Source organism: Mesorhizobium sp. 8 (genome assembly GCF_006351905.1).
In the GTDB taxonomy this organism is placed as follows: Bacteria; Pseudomonadota; Alphaproteobacteria; order Rhizobiales; family Rhizobiaceae; genus Mesorhizobium; species Mesorhizobium composti.
The window spans coordinates 4,742,857-4,758,802 of the sequence record NZ_CP040914.1 but is presented as its reverse complement, the minus strand read 5'-3'; the positions used below and the strand labels follow the sequence as shown (position 1 = coordinate 4,758,802).

The 15,946-nt window shown below is 64.3% G+C and carries 19 protein-coding genes; 8 read left to right on the top strand and 11 right to left on the bottom strand.

Annotated elements, in window-relative coordinates; genetic code table 11:
* The first annotated feature begins 86 nt into the window (after positions 1 to 86).
* Both FGU64_RS22910 and FGU64_RS22905 read left to right on the top strand, forming a co-directional pair.
* Positions 87 to 671, top strand: coding sequence for a DUF1214 domain-containing protein (locus FGU64_RS22910; RefSeq protein WP_139955528.1), 585 nt, complete (start codon positions 87 to 89; stop codon positions 669 to 671).
* On the top strand, positions 664 to 1,218 hold the full coding sequence (locus tag FGU64_RS22905; RefSeq protein WP_136357917.1) for a DUF1254 domain-containing protein: 555 nt from the start codon (positions 664 to 666) through the stop codon (positions 1,216 to 1,218). The genes FGU64_RS22910 and FGU64_RS22905 overlap by 8 nt, the downstream gene beginning before the upstream one ends.
* 13 nt (positions 1,219 to 1,231) lie before the next feature.
* Here the strand turns inward: FGU64_RS22905 and FGU64_RS23390 are convergent, their stop codons facing one another.
* Entirely contained in the window at positions 1,232 to 1,408 is a 177-nt protein-coding gene (locus tag FGU64_RS23390; RefSeq protein WP_168734521.1) for a hypothetical protein, read from the bottom strand.
* Between the two features lie 183 nt (positions 1,409 to 1,591).
* On the opposite strand from FGU64_RS23390, the gene FGU64_RS22900 reads away from it, so the two are divergent.
* On the top strand, positions 1,592 to 2,590 hold the full coding sequence (locus tag FGU64_RS22900) for a DUF2336 domain-containing protein (RefSeq protein WP_139955170.1): 999 nt from the start codon (positions 1,592 to 1,594) through the stop codon (positions 2,588 to 2,590).
* On the opposite strand, the gene FGU64_RS22895 is transcribed toward FGU64_RS22900, so the two are convergent.
* The 3 genes from FGU64_RS22895 to FGU64_RS22885 form a co-directional block, all read right to left on the bottom strand.
* Complete coding sequence (locus tag FGU64_RS22895) at positions 2,577 to 2,924, bottom strand: DUF1491 family protein (protein ID WP_139955169.1); 348 nt, start codon at positions 2,922 to 2,924, stop codon at positions 2,577 to 2,579. The two genes, FGU64_RS22900 and FGU64_RS22895, sit on opposite strands and share 14 nt — an antisense overlap.
* Before the next feature lie 67 nt (positions 2,925 to 2,991).
* On the bottom strand, positions 2,992 to 3,765 hold the full coding sequence (locus FGU64_RS22890) for a peptidoglycan-binding protein (protein WP_139955168.1): 774 nt from the start codon (positions 3,763 to 3,765) through the stop codon (positions 2,992 to 2,994).
* Positions 3,740 to 5,485, bottom strand: a complete 1,746-nt coding sequence (locus FGU64_RS22885; RefSeq protein WP_139955167.1) for a PAS domain-containing sensor histidine kinase — start codon at positions 5,483 to 5,485, stop codon at positions 3,740 to 3,742. The genes FGU64_RS22890 and FGU64_RS22885 overlap by 26 nt, the downstream gene beginning before the upstream one ends.
* A gap of 503 nt (positions 5,486 to 5,988) precedes the next feature.
* Here FGU64_RS22885 and FGU64_RS22880 point away from each other — a divergent pair.
* Together FGU64_RS22880 and FGU64_RS22875 are read left to right on the top strand one after the other, a co-directional pair.
* Positions 5,989 to 6,315, top strand: coding sequence for a DUF5330 domain-containing protein (locus FGU64_RS22880; RefSeq protein ID WP_139955166.1), 327 nt, complete (start codon positions 5,989 to 5,991; stop codon positions 6,313 to 6,315).
* 119 nt (positions 6,316 to 6,434) lie between these two features.
* Positions 6,435 to 6,863 (top strand): SufE family protein, encoded by a 429-nt coding sequence (locus tag FGU64_RS22875; protein ID WP_139955165.1) that lies wholly within the window; start codon positions 6,435 to 6,437, stop codon positions 6,861 to 6,863.
* 13 nt (positions 6,864 to 6,876) lie between these two features.
* On the opposite strand, the gene FGU64_RS22870 is transcribed toward FGU64_RS22875, so the two are convergent.
* Both FGU64_RS22870 and FGU64_RS22865 read right to left on the bottom strand, forming a co-directional pair.
* Positions 6,877 to 7,674 (bottom strand): DUF6456 domain-containing protein, encoded by a 798-nt coding sequence (locus tag FGU64_RS22870; RefSeq protein ID WP_139955164.1) that lies wholly within the window; start codon positions 7,672 to 7,674, stop codon positions 6,877 to 6,879.
* 18 nt (positions 7,675 to 7,692) lie between these two features.
* Positions 7,693 to 8,007, bottom strand: a complete 315-nt coding sequence (locus FGU64_RS22865; protein WP_230978754.1) for a helix-turn-helix domain-containing protein — start codon at positions 8,005 to 8,007, stop codon at positions 7,693 to 7,695.
* Between the two features lie 301 nt (positions 8,008 to 8,308).
* Between FGU64_RS22865 and FGU64_RS22860 the strand changes: the two genes are divergently transcribed.
* Positions 8,309 to 8,677: a cytoplasmic protein gene (locus FGU64_RS22860; protein ID WP_180375594.1), complete on the top strand. Its 369-nt coding sequence runs from the start codon at positions 8,309 to 8,311 to the stop codon at positions 8,675 to 8,677.
* A gap of 43 nt (positions 8,678 to 8,720) precedes the next feature.
* Here FGU64_RS22860 and FGU64_RS22855 read toward each other — a convergent pair whose 3' ends face one another.
* Positions 8,721 to 9,146 (bottom strand): MucR family transcriptional regulator, encoded by a 426-nt coding sequence (locus FGU64_RS22855; RefSeq protein WP_136357902.1) that lies wholly within the window; start codon positions 9,144 to 9,146, stop codon positions 8,721 to 8,723.
* Positions 9,147 to 9,548: 402 nt separating this feature from the next.
* Between FGU64_RS22855 and FGU64_RS22850 the strand changes: the two genes are divergently transcribed.
* Positions 9,549 to 11,666: a S9 family peptidase gene (locus FGU64_RS22850; protein WP_139955163.1), complete on the top strand. Its 2,118-nt coding sequence runs from the start codon at positions 9,549 to 9,551 to the stop codon at positions 11,664 to 11,666.
* Positions 11,667 to 11,670: 4 nt separating this feature from the next.
* Here FGU64_RS22850 and FGU64_RS22845 read toward each other — a convergent pair whose 3' ends face one another.
* The 4 genes from FGU64_RS22845 to FGU64_RS22830 form a co-directional block, all read right to left on the bottom strand.
* Positions 11,671 to 12,618, bottom strand: coding sequence for a cytochrome c (locus FGU64_RS22845; protein ID WP_139955162.1), 948 nt, complete (start codon positions 12,616 to 12,618; stop codon positions 11,671 to 11,673).
* An 8-nt stretch (positions 12,619 to 12,626) separates the two neighbouring features.
* Complete coding sequence (locus FGU64_RS22840) at positions 12,627 to 13,067, bottom strand: cytochrome c (protein WP_139955161.1); 441 nt, start codon at positions 13,065 to 13,067, stop codon at positions 12,627 to 12,629.
* A gap of 162 nt (positions 13,068 to 13,229) precedes the next feature.
* Positions 13,230 to 13,832 carry a superoxide dismutase gene (locus FGU64_RS22835; protein ID WP_139955160.1) on the bottom strand — a complete coding sequence of 201 codons (603 nt, stop codon included), beginning with the start codon at positions 13,830 to 13,832 and terminating at the stop codon, positions 13,230 to 13,232.
* A gap of 99 nt (positions 13,833 to 13,931) precedes the next feature.
* Positions 13,932 to 14,810: a branched-chain amino acid aminotransferase gene (locus FGU64_RS22830; RefSeq protein ID WP_139955159.1), complete on the bottom strand. Its 879-nt coding sequence runs from the start codon at positions 14,808 to 14,810 to the stop codon at positions 13,932 to 13,934.
* A gap of 320 nt (positions 14,811 to 15,130) precedes the next feature.
* On the opposite strand from FGU64_RS22830, the gene FGU64_RS22825 reads away from it, so the two are divergent.
* On the top strand, positions 15,131 to 15,931 hold the full coding sequence (locus tag FGU64_RS22825) for a L,D-transpeptidase (protein ID WP_136357890.1): 801 nt from the start codon (positions 15,131 to 15,133) through the stop codon (positions 15,929 to 15,931).
* Positions 15,932 to 15,946: the final 15 nt, after the last annotated feature.

The following is a 15,946-nucleotide window of genomic DNA, read 5'->3' as shown; positions in this document are numbered from 1 at the left end:
GACGGCGGACTGCTCGGCGCTTGCCAGCGCGGCCCGCGTCACGATATTGCGGCATGGCATCTTTCGTGTCCTCCGAGCCGCTCCCCATGCTGAAGAACGCACTTCTGACGCTTCTGGCGGTCGCCATCGCCGTCGGTCTCGGCGGTGGCAGCGTCTGGTACGCGCTTCATGCTCAGAGTGGCGTCGGCGCCATTCGCATCGGCCCGTGGACGGCCTTCCCCGATATCGGGACACCGAACGCCGACCCGTATTCGCAGGCACGCATCGCCAGGGAAGGCGTATTGGCGCTCGGACGGGCGGAAGGACTGGCCTTCGTCGCCGAAAGCGATTCAGCCGGGCAAAAGCTGCGGCGGGAGTGCGCCTACACCATCGCGGGCGCGTTCCCGACGGCGCGCTTCTGGACGCTCTACGCCGCCGACCAGTCGCTCGACGTCATCGCCACGGGCAAGGCGCGGCCGGCTGCGCTGCATTCCTACGAGGTCCTGCGCCAGACGGACAATTCCGCCAGCATCTCAGTGTCCAGCCGCCCCGCTCCCGGCAACTGGCTCCTCGTCAACGGCACCGGAACCCTCTATTTCGTGCTGACCTTCTACGACACGCCGATCGCCAACAGCACCGGGCTGTCCGACGTGACGCTGCCCGGCATCGTCAAGGGCCGATGCGATGCGTAAGGTCATCTACGCCGTCCTGCTCGGCCTGTTCGGCGCCGGCATTGTCCATATCGCCGTACTGCTCCTGGTGCCTGATTTTTCCGAACGGGACGCCTGGTCGCGGCTCGCCATGGCATCCGACCTCTACCGCATGACGCGCTTCGACGCCGAGGCCGGCGGGCCGCCCGTCGTCAAGTCCGTGGACCCGCTGTTCTTCGCCGCCGCCTGCAGGTTCGACCTCAACGACGGCATGGTGCAGGTGACCGCGCCGGGCCAGGTGCCCTTCTGGTCCGTTTCGATCTACGACCGCAACGGCCACAACATCTACAGCTTCAACGACCACAGCGCGACCGGCGGCAAGCTGGATACCGTCGTGCTGACGCCCGCACAGATGATCGAGGTGCGCAAGCAACTGCCGGAAGACTATGCCGGCTCCATCTTCGTCGAGTCGCCCATCGGCGAAGGCATCGTCGTCGTCCGCGCCTTCGTGCCGGACGCGAGCTGGAAGCCGACCGTCGACCGCTTCCTCAACGGCGCCACCTGCGATCCCGAAACCCTTGAGGACTGACCGCTTCGACGGTTCAGTGCCGCGGCGCGGGCTTGTTCAGCGGCGGCCTCGCCGGATCGGACGGCCCACCGCCCGATTGCGGCTCGTAGCGCACGCCGGGGAAGATGATGACGGCTGCCGGCGTCGTAACGGTCAGCGGCGGCCGGTTCGTCGCCGCCGTTCGCGGCGTGAAAGACAGTATCCTGCCCATGGTTCGCGTATTCCTCTCGGTTGCCCCGGAGCACAACGCAACGCCTCCATCTCTTGATAAGGCCACCAGAGGGTTAACGGAACGCTAACGGATCGCCGCTAATTTGACCGATGTTCCGTCGCGCGACCAAAGTGGCCGAAGGCCGATGCGACGGACAGTGTGTACTTGCGTAAGGCGTATCTCGTGTCTTCTTCGGATTTCCGTCACATTGCGGCGCGGACAGAAGCAGGAAAGGCCGAGCGTCTGTTCCGTGCGGCGATCTCCGCCTTCTGCTGCCTGCCCCGACCCTCGCGGCGCGAGATCGCGCAGATCGAGGACCTGACGCTCCCGCTTTTCGACGGCGTGTCCAGCGAGGGTCTCCGCTTCGCCGCCGCGGCACTGTGCGAATGCGCCTATCCGCCCGCCGCACTCGTACGCCGGTTGTGCGACGCGCCCGTCGACGTCGCCGCCCCGTTGCTGATCCGCTCGCTGGCGCTGACCGATATCGACCTGATCGCCCTCATCGGCCGTCACGGCCTGCCGCATGCGCGAGCCATCGCGCGGCGCAGGGACCTCAATCCGACCATTGCCGATCTTATCCATGCGCTGGAAAGGCCGACGCTGGTGAAAGCCGCTTCACCTCCCGCAGAAGCGCCGGAAGCCGAGACTGCCGTGCCGGCGAAAGTCGATCAAAAGCCTCGCGGACAAGCGGCTGAGGAGACGAGGCAAAGACTGCGCTCGATCATGCTGGCCGACAAAGCGGCCGCCGAGGGTTCGCTCAATCCTTCGGCCAGATCAGGCACCTACGCCAAGCTGCGCGAAACGGCGCTGACCGGCAATGCCGTCTTCTTCCAGACCGCGCTGGCGGACGCGCTCGACATCGACTTTGCCATGGTGCGGGCGCGCATGTCGGTGGCGGACTATTCCGCCTTGCTGACGGCACTGCGGGCGCTGGACATCGGCGAAGACAGAGCCTTCCTGATCGCCGTGGCGATCTTCCCGTCGCATTTCCCGCATCCGCAGGCGATCCGGCTGTTCCTCGACCGCTACCGGCTGCTGCACCGCGAAGCCGCTGCGGAGCAGGTGCGCGAGTGGAAGGCGGAAGCCGCCTCGCAGGCGATCATCGAAGCGAGGCGCGCGAGAGCCAACTCGGATACGCCTACGGCGCCCGAACGGCCTGCCGCAAGGTTCAAGGCAGGCTGACGCTCAGCAGCTCCTCCACCGGCACGGCCCCGGCCTCGATCTCGACAACCCAGATGTCGGAATCGAATTTCCGCTCCCGCTCCAGCCGCGCCTGGAGCGCGTCCTGGTCCTCACCGTCGCCGAGACGAACGAACAAGCGCTCGTCGGGACGAGCCTGATCGTAACTGGTTTGCGGTGCGGGGCCGAACAACTCCACAGTCCCCAGCCTGTCCCTGGTCAGCACGAAAACCGCGCCCGATTCGGCCGCACCCTTGCGCATGACGGCGGCAAAGCCGCCGCCGCCGAAAACCCGGCGTATCAGCGCCGATACCCAAAGATCGGTGGTCACCCGCATAATGAGACTCCGGCTTCGCGGCTTTTCATAGCCGCATCGCATGCAGCCTGCGAGTGGAAAGGCGCCGTCAGTTGGTCAGGCCGATCTCGCGCATCTTGTTGTAGACGACCTCGTCGGGCTCCCCTGTCTCGGGCAAACCGAACAGCGCCTGGAATTCCTTGATGGCGGCTTTCGTCTGGGCGCCGACCATGCCGTCCAGCTTGATGCCGTCGTTGCCGAAGGCCTTCAATCCCGCCTGTATCTTGATGATGCGTGCGTCGCCCTGGGGTGAGGGTGCAGTCGTTGCTGCCGGCGCGGGCGGCGCCGAAGCTGCCGGGTTGCGCGGCGTCGGATGCGGCACGGAAGCCGTGGTGGGCGCCGCGCCAAGTTGCTCCAGAAGAGCATCGTCGATCCCGCCGCCGGCGAGCCCGACCTTCTGGCGATAGGCATCGATCGCCTTTTGCGTATTCGGCCCCTGGAGCCCGTCGACCGTCCCGCCATAGAAGCCGAGGGTCTTCAATATGCCCTGGACCTGCTCGACCACCGGATCGCTCTTGGGCGCGGGAGCGGCAACCGGCGACGGGGCCGGCCGCACGATGTTGATCGTCGTTTCCGGCTCGTCCGGCACCATGCTCGGGAAACTGCCGATGCTGCGGGTGGCGAAGAAGGCGCCCGTATGCGGGAACGGCTGATACCAAAGCGCGTTGGCCGAGACGTAGAACAGCGTCACCAGGAAGGCGGTCGAGCCACCCACCAGAACGGGATTGGCCGCCACAAGGCTACCCAACGCGACGGCACTGCTGCCGAAGGCGCTGCGCCGCCTGCGGGGAGCCCGCTTAGGCGGTCTTGCGGAGCGTGCCATGAGAATCGTCCCTCTTTTCCGTCCTTGCCGGCATCGACAGGACGACAGGCTCGTCGGCTGCCTGCTTCGGTCCCTCCAACGGCAGGCTGATCGAAACCTTGGTGCCCTCCCCCGGCGCACTCTCGATCGACATCGTGCCCTCGTGCAGCGCGACGAGACCTTTCACCAGCGACAGGCCGAGACCAGTGCCCTCGAAGCGGCGCGTATAGTCGTTCTGTATCTGCATGAAGGGCTTGCCGAGGCTGGCAAGATCGTGCTCGGCGATGCCGATGCCGGTATCGCGGACCGCAAAATGCAGGCGCGAGCCGACGCGCCGGGCATCGACCGTGACGCTGCCGCCGACGGGCGTGAACTTCACCGCATTGGAGACGAGGTTGATGAGGATCTGCTGGACGGCTCGGCGGTCGGCGTTGATCTCGCCAAGGTCCGCCGCAAGGTTGGCATCCAACGCGATGTCCTTGGAGCCTGCCTGATGGCGCATCATCGACTGGCACATCTCCACGGCATCGGCGAAACGGAACGGCTCTGGCTGGACCCGATAGGTGCCGGCCTCGATGCGCGACACGTCGAGGATGGAAGTCACCACATCCAGGAGATGCTGGCCCGATTCGCGCACCAGCCCGACATATTCCTTCTGGCGCTCGTCCTTGAAGGGTCCGAACATCTCATGCAGCAGCATGTCGGAAAAACCGAGGATGGCATTGAGCGGCGTGCGCAGCTCGTGGCTGACGGCGGCGAGGAACCGGCCCTTCGCCACGTCAGCGCCGGCGGCTGCCTCGCGGGCGGCGGCCAGTTCGTCGCGGAGCCCCGCAAGCTCGCCATTGGCGCGCAACAGAGCGAGGAACGTGTCCGAATCTCCCGCCCGCATCAGGTCCAGTGCGAAGGGCCGATACTGGTCGCCGTGCCCGTCCGTTGCAGCGCGCGGCATGCGTAGGCGCAGTTCCAGTCTGCGCAGGTCCGCGCCCTCGCGCAGGTCCGCCAGCGCACTGAGATAGGCCACCCGGTCGGCGATATGCACCCTGTCGAACAGGCCGTTCCCCGCCAGCAGGTCCGGCGACAATCCCAGCAACGGCTCTGCCTTGGTCGATGCCTCCAGAACCTCACCCGTACGCGCAAAGCGCAGGACCACCGCGTCGATGACGTCCTCCAGCGACGTTTCGGCAGGATGTCCGGCGTCACGGCCAAGGTCGAAATGCGCCATGCGCGGGACCAGCGACAGCCCCCAGGCAATCGGGATCAGCCAATGCCATGCAGCGGGAGAAGCCGCAGCCAACGGCAGGAGCGGCGCGAGAGCGAATTGCAACACAATAGCGATTGCGGCGGCCACGGCCGCGCCAATCACCGCGCGGCGCGTGCCGAACACCCAGGCCGCTTCCACCGGCAGTGCCAGAGCCAGGAGGGTGACCGGCGAAGCCAGACCGCCGGCAACGGCAATCAGGCAGGCCAGGCCGATGCTCGCCGCGCCCGCGGACAGCTTCGACGGCAGCGCCAGGCTCCCGCTGGACGAAACCAGCAGGGCAACAAACCAGCAGGTGCCGAACGTGGCGAAGATGGCAAGGAGCGCCATGTCGGCGCCGAGGCGTGCGGCGCTCAATGTGACTGCCGCGCCCGCTGCAAGAAAAGGCGCGGCCATCGTCACGCCGATGAAGCGCCGTTGGGTACGGCGCTGCGGCTCGCCCGCGACGCAAGGATGAACGAGCCGCTCGCAACCCGCGGCCATCGCGTTGCACAAGTCAACGATTCGGGTCGGCAAGGAACTCAACGCAACGCACTCGCATCTGTCTGCTTTGCAGATCGCTTTTGGTTAATCCGAAACTCGCATCCAGCCTTTAAAGAAACGATAAGGCCGGACCATCGAGCCCGGCCATCCCGGCAAATATCGGCATGGCGATCGGCAAAAGCCCGATCGATTGCCGCCATAGTAAATGGCAGGTTAGCCGCCCCTTCGCCCGTTGCCGCCACGACAATGCGACAGCGCGACCGCATGTTCTGTAATTTTCTTATTATAATCAGTATTTTATATGGTTACTTTTAAGTAAATAGATGTCCTTGAGCAAGGATCGGCGAGAAAGGGGTAAAGGCGGGGTTTCCCGGTTCGATAAAATTTGAAGAAAATTGTCCCGCGCCGGTCAAACGCCTCTTCGTGTGTCCATGTCATCATGGGGACCAATCAAGAGGCCGCACCGATAGCCGTGCGTCCCGTCACGACGAGAGGGCAGTCACATGGGTTTTCTGATCAGGGCCGCATTCTGGTTTTCACTGGTGCTTCTGGCGCTGCCGCTGGGCACGGGCTCGGATGAAGCCGGGCAGCCGAGCGTCGGACCGCTGCAGGCGCTGGTCGCCGCCCGCGACGCCGTCGGCGACATCGCGGCAATCTGCGAGCGCAAGCCCGACGTCTGCGCGACAGGCAAGTCCGCCATGCACACGATCACCGTGCGCGCCATGGAAACGGCGCGGATCGCGGCCGAGATGCTGGACGACGATACCGCCCAGCAGGCGGCCGCGCTGGACGCGAAAACCGTCACCGGAAGCGTACCGGCAAAGAACTGACAATTTCCGCTGCGGGCCCTGGCTTCAGGGCAGCGCCGTCGCAGGCCGCCTCCCCTCTCGGCGCCTGCGGCGTTTTCTTTTTCCGTGACGCGGCGCGCCCGTCTCACTATATCCGGGCAATGGCCACGACGATCCAGACGATCCACGACGACTTCTCCCTGCTCGACGCCTGGGAAGACCGCTATCGCTATGTGATCGAACTCGGCGAGGCGCTGCCGTCCTTCCCCGAGACCGAGCGGACACCGACCAACAAGGTGCCGGGCTGCGTCAGCCAGGTCTGGCTGACGACGGAGACTGGCTCCGGCGACAATCCACCGCTGACGTTCCAGGGCGATTCCGACGCCCATATCGTGCGCGGTCTCGTCGCCATCATGCTGGCGCTGTTTTCCGGGCGAAAAGCCAGCGAGATCCTGTCAACCGACGCCGAAGCGACGTTGAAGGCGCTCGGGCTCGACGAACATCTTTCACCGCAGCGCGCCAACGGCCTGCGCTCCATGGTCAAGCGCATCCGGCGCGACGCGGAAGCAGCACTCAGACAGACCGCCTGAGCACGAACCGCCGTCAGTCGATCGTCGGCCGGTAGTCCGGCGTTCCCCAGTGCAAGGTTTGCGGCCGACTCGTTTGCCTTGGCGGGCAATAGTGGCGCGCGAGCGCGGCGAGCGCGGTCTTGAGGACGATCTTGGCAGAGCGGACAGGCCAGCCGCGTTCGCTTTCGACCAGTTCCAGCCCTTTCAGGAAGCAGCAGACATCGATCAGCACGCCTGACAATTCGGGTCCGACCGCGGCTATGGCCTTTTCCACGCGCTGGCGGGCTGCAAGGGCTGCGTCCGTCAGGTCGGCCATACCGCCCGCGCCGCCGCGCTTGCCCGAAGAGACGCTGGCGATCCAGTTGGCGCCCAGCCTCGGCATGATCTGGCCACGCGTATAGTCGACACGCAGCCGCTCGCCGGCCCGGTACTCCTCCGGCGTCAGGAACGGCGTGCCGTCCTTGGCGCGGCGTCGGGCGAGTTGGCCCAGCGGCGATTCCGACAGGTTTGCCAGAACAGCCGGCGCATCCGGCTCTCCTTGAAGAACCACGACGCCGATATCGCGCTGCCGCTCTGCAGAGCGCATGGCCAGCAACCGCTTGGCAAGGGCATGCCCTTCATCCGACAGGCCGACGGTGTGGGAAGCCCGCACCACGACACCGCGAGACGCCAGAAGATCGATGAGATCGCCGGCCACGGCGATGACGCCGCGGTCGCCGGCCTCGAGCAACAGTTTCGTCCCGCTCGCCGCCGGCCGCATCGATGCCGGCCCGAGTGACAGAAAGCGCAAGACGCGCCGGCCCGCGTCCGGCGTGGAAGTCACATGCTGCATGATTGACGGTCCCGAGGCTCAGATATCCAGCCGGCTGCGGAAAGCAGCGTGCGCGATCCGTTCCAGCGTCAGCACGACGCGGTCGAATTCCAGGTCGTCGCGCATGTCCTCGATCACCTGGCAGGCGTGCGCGACCGTGGTGCGGTCACGGCCGAAGCCCCGGCCGACCTCGGCCTGCGTCAGCCTGAGCACCACATGGGCGACATACATGGCAATCTGGCGGACGCGCGATGCGGTCATGGAATTGCGGCCGGCGCTGCGCAGTTCCTTGCTGGATACGGAAAAGAAGGCCGCGGCGATGTCGATCAGGCATTCGCACATCTCGATCGCCACTTCATCCCGCCGCTTGGACGTCGGATGGAACCCATCGGGGGCAGCACGGTCGGGAAGCCTTTCAACCGGCGGCTCTTGACGAAGGATCGAAGGCGTCGAATGCACGGAACTTCCTCCATTAGGAATAAGTTCCTTTATATTTCCTGACAGCCTTCATGTGAACATAGAGAGAACATTTATTCGGCGCGGTGCGCTCTAAGCCTTTGTTACAAATAAGCTTTATTTCTTCCCACGGAATTCCGGCATCGCCGATATCCCCGCTTCCACTACCGCTCCGATAGTTGACGCCTGGCTGAACGGGATGGCGGGCATGGGACGACTGGAAGAGGAGGCGAAAGCCTTCGGCAGGACGAAAACCGAAGAAGAGGATCAGGCGCGCCAACGGGTGGCGCTCAGCCTGCTGTGCGGCATCGACATCGCCGATACTTTCGCAGCATCGCCTGAAAGCCGAACCAGGCTGATCCGTCACATCGAACGCCTGATCGAGCGCGAACGGCAGAAAGGGATGCGGCGGCACTGGGGTTACGACCTCAATCGGCACATAGCCCTGAAGCAGGTTCTCGATCGGCTGTGCGGGCGCCCGGCCAGGAGCGCCTCGTGCCGAAACAGGGCGGATGGCGCGATCAGAAGATGGACAGGCAAACGAAAACGGCGCCCGAAGGCGCCGTGATCGATAACAAGGCCCGACAAGCGGGCAGAGCGGAACCGCGCGGCTATCTGCCTTTGCGCTTGCGTCCCAGGCCCATCTTCTTGGCCAGTTGCGAGCGGGCCGCCGCGTAGTTGGGGGCCACCATCGGATAGCTCGGGTCCAGGCCCCACTTCTCGCGATACTGATCGGGCGTCATGTCGTAATGAGTCATGAGGTGCCGCTTGAGCGACTTGAACTTCTTCCCGTCCTCGAGACAGACGATATAGTCGTCATGCACCGACCGCTTCGGATTGACGGCCGGCTTCTGCTTATCGGCCACCGGCGGCTCGCTGCTGGTGCCGACGCGCCCCAGAGCGGCATGAACATCGGCGATCAGGTTCGGCAATTCTGCCGCCGGAACGGGATTGTTGCTGACATAGGCCGCCACGACGTCGGCGGTCAGTTCGATCAGCATGTCGCTGTTTCGAGGAGGTGTTTCGGCGATATCCATCTCTATAGGGTCCCAACGTGAGTGTGTTTTTCTGCCCGTTCGTCCATCGTCGGGCTATTTTCATGTCGCAGGATAAAGACCTTACGACCCACAGTACGGCCCTTTCATGAACCGGATGATCTGACAAGTCAATTGATCTAGAGAATTATAGACAGGGTCGTATAGCTAATATTTCTAAGCGTATTCGTTCTTGGCTCCCTAATATAACGCCACGTCTCGACTTGGCGGCTTATTCAACCAGCGTGATAGAGCGCAGGTCACCAAATACAACCGCCTCCGATCCCGCCAGCCGGCAATGCCTGGAAATCCGTCGCACTCGCCCTGTGCTTCGACGCCGGGCCTTGAACAAGGCGCCGAGGCGTGTTCATTCGAAGCTCAACCGAACCAGCACAGCGAATTGCCATGTCCCGCAAGTCCGTTTTTCCGCAAGCAGCCGCCCCGCAGGCACAGAAGCGTCCGGTTTCGCAGACGCACCATGGTATCACCCAAACGGACGACTATGCCTGGATGCGCGCGGACAACTGGCAGGACGTATTTCGCGACCCTTCCCTGCTCGATCCGGAAATCCGCGCCCAACTGGAAGCCGAGAATGCCTATCAATCCGCCATGATGGCCGATACGGCCGATCTTCAGAAAGTGCTGTTTTCCGAAATGAAGGGGCGCATCAAGGAAGACGATTCGTCCGTGCCGATGAAGGACGGGCCTTACGCCTATGGCTCTTCCTTCAAGCTCGGCGGCGAGCAGCCGCGTTATTTCCGCACCCCGCGCGACGGCGGCACCGAGCACATCCTCCTCGACGGGGATGCGGAAGCGGCCGGCAAGCCCTATTTCCGCCTCGGCGGTATCGACCACTCGTCGGACCATGCCAGGCTGCTTTGGGCGTATGACGACAAGGGCTCGGAATTCTTCACGCTTCGCGTGCGCGATCTGGCGAGCGGACAGGACCTGACGGACAGCGTCGCCGACAGCGGCGGCTCCGGCGTCTGGGCGAAGGACAATGACGGGTTCTTCTATGCGCGGCTCGATGCCAACCACCGCCCGTCGAAGCTGCTATTCCACAAACTGGGCAGCGCCGGGCGGGACGATCACCTCGTCTATGAGGAAACGGACCCCGGCTTCTTCATGAACGTCGGCGGCACGCGCGACAACCGCTGGATCCTGATCGCCATCAACGATCACGAGACGTCGGAATACAGGCTGCTGCGCTCGGACGATCCGTTCAGCGAACCGAAGTTGGTGGCGGCACGCGAAACCGGCCTGCAATACGACCTTGAGGACGGCGGCGACGTCTTCTTCATCCTGACCAACGCCGATGGCGCTGAGGATTTCAAGATCATGACGGCGCCGGTCGATGATCCTGCGCGCGCCAACTGGCGCGAACTGGTGGCGCACGAGCCGGGTCGCCTGATCCTGTCCGTCATCGGCTTCAAGGACCATCTTGTGCGGCTGGAGCGCAAGGACGGCCTGCCACGCATCGTGGTGCGCGACCGTTCAAGCGGCGCCGAGCACATGATCGCCTTCGACGAGGAAGCGTATTCGCTCGGCCTGTCCGGTTCCTACGAATACGACACCGAGGTGATGCGCTTCACCTATTCCTCGATGACCACGCCGGCGCAGGTCTTCGACTACAACATGCGCACGCGCGAGCGCACCCTGCTCAAGACGCAAGAGGTGCCCTCCGGGCACGACCCGGATCGCTACGTCACGCGCCGGCTGATGGCGCCGGCCGAGGACGGTGAACTGGTTCCCGTTTCGCTGATCTATCACAAGGATACGCCGCTCGACGGCTCGGCGCCCTGCCTGCTCTACGGCTACGGCGCCTATGGCATCACCATCCCGGCCGCCTTCAACACCAATTGCCTGTCGCTGGTCGACCGCGGCTTCGTCTATGCGATCGCGCATGTGCGCGGCGGCAAGGACAAGGGCTATGGCTGGTACGAAGACGGCAAGCGATCCAGGAAAACCAACACTTTCACGGACTTCATCGCCGCCGCCCGGCATCTCGTCGGAACCGGCTATACGGCGCACGACAGGATCGTGGCGCAGGGCGGCTCGGCCGGCGGCATGCTCATGGGCGCCATTGCCAACATGGCGCCGGAGGCTTTCGGCGGCATCGTCGCGGAAGTTCCCTTCGTCGACGTGCTGGCGACGATGCTGGACGCCACGCTGCCGCTGACGCCGCCGGAATGGCCCGAATGGGGGAATCCGATCCAGTCGGAAGCCGACTATCGCCTGATCGCCGGCTATTCGCCCTATGACAATGTGGCCGCACTCGCCTATCCGCCGATCCTGGCCGTCGCCGGCCTGACCGATCCGCGCGTCACTTATTGGGAGCCCGCGAAATGGGCGGCGCGGCTGCGAGAGCGCAAGGCGGGCGACAATCCGGTGCTGTTCAAGATCAACATGGAATCGGGCCATGCCGGCGCGTCCGGCCGCTTCTCGCGGCTGGAGGAAATCGCCTTCACCTACGCCTTCGCACTCAAGGTAACAGGCCGCATGGAGGCCAAGCCGTTGGGCTGATTCCTCAGCCTTGCGGCTTGCGCGGCGGATAGCCGTTGGGGTGCGGCGGGATGGCCTTCAGATAGGCGGCGATCGCCGCCCGGTCCTCGGGCGGGAGTTCGGCCATGTTCTTCTGCACCTCGACCATCGCGCCGCCGACCGAATCGAAATCCGGCGTCAAGCCGTTTTCAAGATAGGATGCGATGTCTTCGGCCGACCAGTCGCCGATGCCGCCCTCGCCCGAAGTAATGTTGGGCACGATGCCGTCACCCTCGGCGGCGACGGCGCCGGCCAGCCATTCGGCTTTCTTGGGTCCGCCGGCGAAGTCACGCGGCGTGTGGCATTCGCCGCAATGGCCCGGTCCTTCGACAAGGTAGCGCCCGGCGACAACGGCTTCGGGCGCGTCCGCAGGCAGGTCGACCACCGGCCTGTCACTGAGATAGGCGAGCTTCCACAGTCCGATGCCGCGCCGGATGTTGAAGGGAAAAGATAATTGGTGGCCGGGTGCCTTGCCGGAAACGGCAGGCAGGGTCTTCAGGAAGGCATAAAGATCGGCCACGTCCGACGGCTTCATGCGGGCATAGGACGCATAGGGGAAAGCCGGGTAGAGATGCTCGCCGGAGGGCGAAATGCCCTTCAGCATGGCGTTGGCGAAATCCTCCATCGACCACGCACCGATGCCGTCCTTCGCGTCCTGCGAGATGTTGGGCGCGACGAAGGTGCCGAACGGCGTTTTCAGTTCGACGCCGCCGGCGAGTTCGAACCGGGCGTCGCCCTCGGCTTTCGGCCTGGCATGGCAGGAGGCGCAGCCGCCGGCGAAGAAGATGCGCCTGCCTTTCACCGCATCGCCTGCGCCAAGTTCGGCGATGGTCCCGGCGTCCAGCCGGACCGGCGCCGACAGGAACCAGCCGGCAGCCGCGCAGGCGCCGCCAAGGACGACGACGGCGCCGAGAAGCTTGCCGGCCCAGCCCATCGGGCGCGTCAGCCCTTCTTGATGCGATAGGTCTGGTGGCAGGCGCCGCAATCCTTGGCGATGGTGCCGAACGGCCCCTTGAGGGCGTCTACATCGGCAGGAGGAGCAGCAACCGCCGCCTTGACGTCGGCGAGGAACTTGTCTTCGGCGGCGTTGAACCCGGCCTTGTCTTCCCAGATCTTCGGCGCGGCGGTGGTGTCGCTGCCCTGCTCGCTGCCGACAGGGAACAGCGCCTCGGTGTCGAATTTCTCGGCATTCGCCTCCAACCCCTTCAACGCATCGAGGACGGCGGCCGCGTCGAAGGCCTGCTCGCCCTTCACCACCTTGGACAAGGTGCCGACTAGTTTGCCGCGTTCCTTCATCAGCGCCTGTCTGTCCGCAATGGGATCGGCGGACGCTGCAGCGCCGGTGAAGGCGAGCATAGAGATGGCGATGACAAGCTTTCTCATTCAGGAGGCTCCACAGTTGACGGTTGAGGACCGTATCCGGCCCCAGACGTCAACGAAAGACTGTACCCTGAAATTCCCGCCACTTTCACGCGAGCGTGAATTTTCGTCTTTCCGATGCCTGAAAAGAAAAAGCCCCGGACTTGCCGGGGCTTTCCTGTGCGATCAGCCACGCGCCTTTTCGTAGAGCTCGAGGACATGATCCCAGTTGATAAGATTGTCCACGAAGGCTTCGAGGTACTTCGGCCGGGCGTTGCGATAGTCGATGTAATAGGAGTGCTCCCATACGTCGACCCCGAGAATCGGGCTCGCGCCGTGAACCAGCGGGTTCTCGCCGTTCGGCGTCTTGGAGATGGCCAGCTTGCCGTCCTTGACCGACAGCCAGGCCCAGCCGGAGCCGAACTGCGTGGTGCCGGCGGCGATGAAGTCGGCCTTGAACTTGTCGTAGCCGCCGAGGTCGGAATCGACCGCCTTCTGCAGCGCGCCCGGCAACTTGTTGCCGCCGCCGCCCTTCTTCATCCACTTCCAGAAGTGGATGTGGTTGTAGTGCTGGGCGGCGTTGTTGAACAGGCCGGCGTTCTTGCCGAACGACTGCTTGACGACCTCCTCCACCGACAGGTCACCCATCCCGGCTTCTGCGGCCAGCTTGTTGCCGTTGTCGACATAGGCCTTGTGGTGCTTGTCGTGGTGATACTCCAGCGTCTCCTTCGACATATACGGCTGCAAAGCCTCGTAGTCGTATGGAAGGGCGGGCAGTTCAAAAGCCATGGTGCTACTCCTCAAAAAAATCCGGTGTCTACCGGAGAAAGATAGGTCGGCTACGGCCGGGGACAACGCCGGGCCGGTGCGCGATTGCGTTTTATCCGGTCATCCGGCGGAAGTCGAATGCGCCCATTCCCAATAAAGCTCGCGCGCCTTCTTGGCGACGGGGCCGGGCTGCAGGTCGCGGTTTTCGATGCGGGTGATCGGCACGACCTTGGAATGATTGCCGGTGGAGAAGATTTCATCGGCCTCGAGGAAATCACGCACCGTGAGCGTCTTTTCGATGGCGCGGAAGCCGTAATCGCCGAGCAGCGCCATGGTGCGGGCGCGGGTGATGCCGGACAGGAAGGTGCCATTGGCGGCCGGCGTCAGGACATGGCCGTCCTTGACCAGGAAAATGTTGGACGATCCCGTCTCGGCGACGTTGCCCAGCATATCCAACACCAGCGCATTGTCGAAGCCGCGCCCCTTGGCCTCCATGATGGCGCGGCCGTTGTTGGGATAGAGGCAGCCGGCCTTGGCATTGGTCGGCATAGTCTCGATGGTCGGCCGGCGGAAGGGCGAGACCGTGACGGAAAAGCCGCTCGGCGCAATCATCGGCGCTTCATAGAGGCACAGGCAGAACCGCGTCGAGTCCGGGTCGGCCGGTACGCCCATATAGCCGCCGTGCTCGGCCCAGTACATCGGCCGGATATAGACCGCCGTCTTGCCGTCGAACTTCTTCAATCCGTCCCAAGTCAGGCCGACGATTTCTTCCGGCGACATGGTCGGCGCCAGACCGAGCGCAACGGCCGAGGCGTTCACCCGCCTTGCGTGAAGGTCGAGGTCCGGCGCGACACCCTCGAACCAGCGGGCGCCGTCAAAAACGGTCGAGCCGAGCCACATGGCATGGCTACGCGGCCCGATGATCGCCACGTTCCCTTCGTGCCAATCGCCATCCACATAGGTCCAGGTCGTCGTCTGCGCGGCTGCTGCCAGGGTCATCGCTTCATCCCGTTCGCGTTGGCACACATTGGAAGGCGCTTGGCCGTCCGCGTCAACCGGCAAGGCCGTGGAATCGTTGGGACAAGCGGCGCAAACTTTCGGCTGACTGCCGATGGTACCTAGCCATTGCACACCTCACTTTGGCGCGAGCGTTGCGGATCGGCCACAGTCGCGGCCTCTTTGCGGCGCAAAACGGCTTTGATCGCCGGCTTGCCCACCTTCTGGCCAAAATCGGCAAGACTTATCGCCGCCTCTCATGTGATGAGGAAGGAGCGGGGTCGGCTCATATTCTCTTCGACCCGGAATTCGGAAAGGCCACCATGCTCAAGACGATTTTTGCCCCGCCTGCGATGACGCGCCGCGGCTTTCTTGGCACGGCAGCGCTCGGCGCAGCCTCGGTAGCGCTGGCGGGATGCACGACCGTCGGCTCGCAACCGCCGCCACAGCCACAGTTGCCGCGTGAGCCGGACCTGCCCGATTATGCGACCATGTACGGCCCAATCGAGGACGAAGGGTTCCAGATTCCGGCAGTTCCCTACCAGAAGATCGACCCGCAATTCCTGCGACAGATCGTCGACGACCCGACCGGCCAGAAGCCCGGGACCATCGTGGTCGATACAACGAGCCACTTTCTCTACCTGGTGCGGCCGGGCGGCCAGGCGATTCGCTACGGTGTCGGACTTGGACGCGCCGGCTTCGAATGGTCCGGCAATGCCGTGGTGCAATGGAAGCAGAAATGGCCGAAGTGGACGCCGCCGGAGGAGATGATCGCCCGCCAGCCGGAACTCAGGAAATACAGCGCAGACAACGGCGGCATGCCGGGCGGGCTGAAAAATCCGCTGGGCGCGCGCGCGCTCTACCTGTTCCAGAACGGCCAGGACACGCTCTACCGTCTGCACGGCTCGCCCGAATGGACGTCCATCGGCAAGTCCGTCTCTTCCGGCTGCGTGCGGCTGATGAACCAGGACATCATCGATCTCTACGGCCGGGTGCCCGGCAAGGCGACGGTGATCGTGACGCCCAACGCCGAATCGGCGATCGCGGCGACGTCTTCCAGACGCGCCATCCCCATCGATGCCGGGGTGCCGCAGGACGCCGAACTGCTCGGCCCCGCCTATTGATCTGATGGCGGCGCC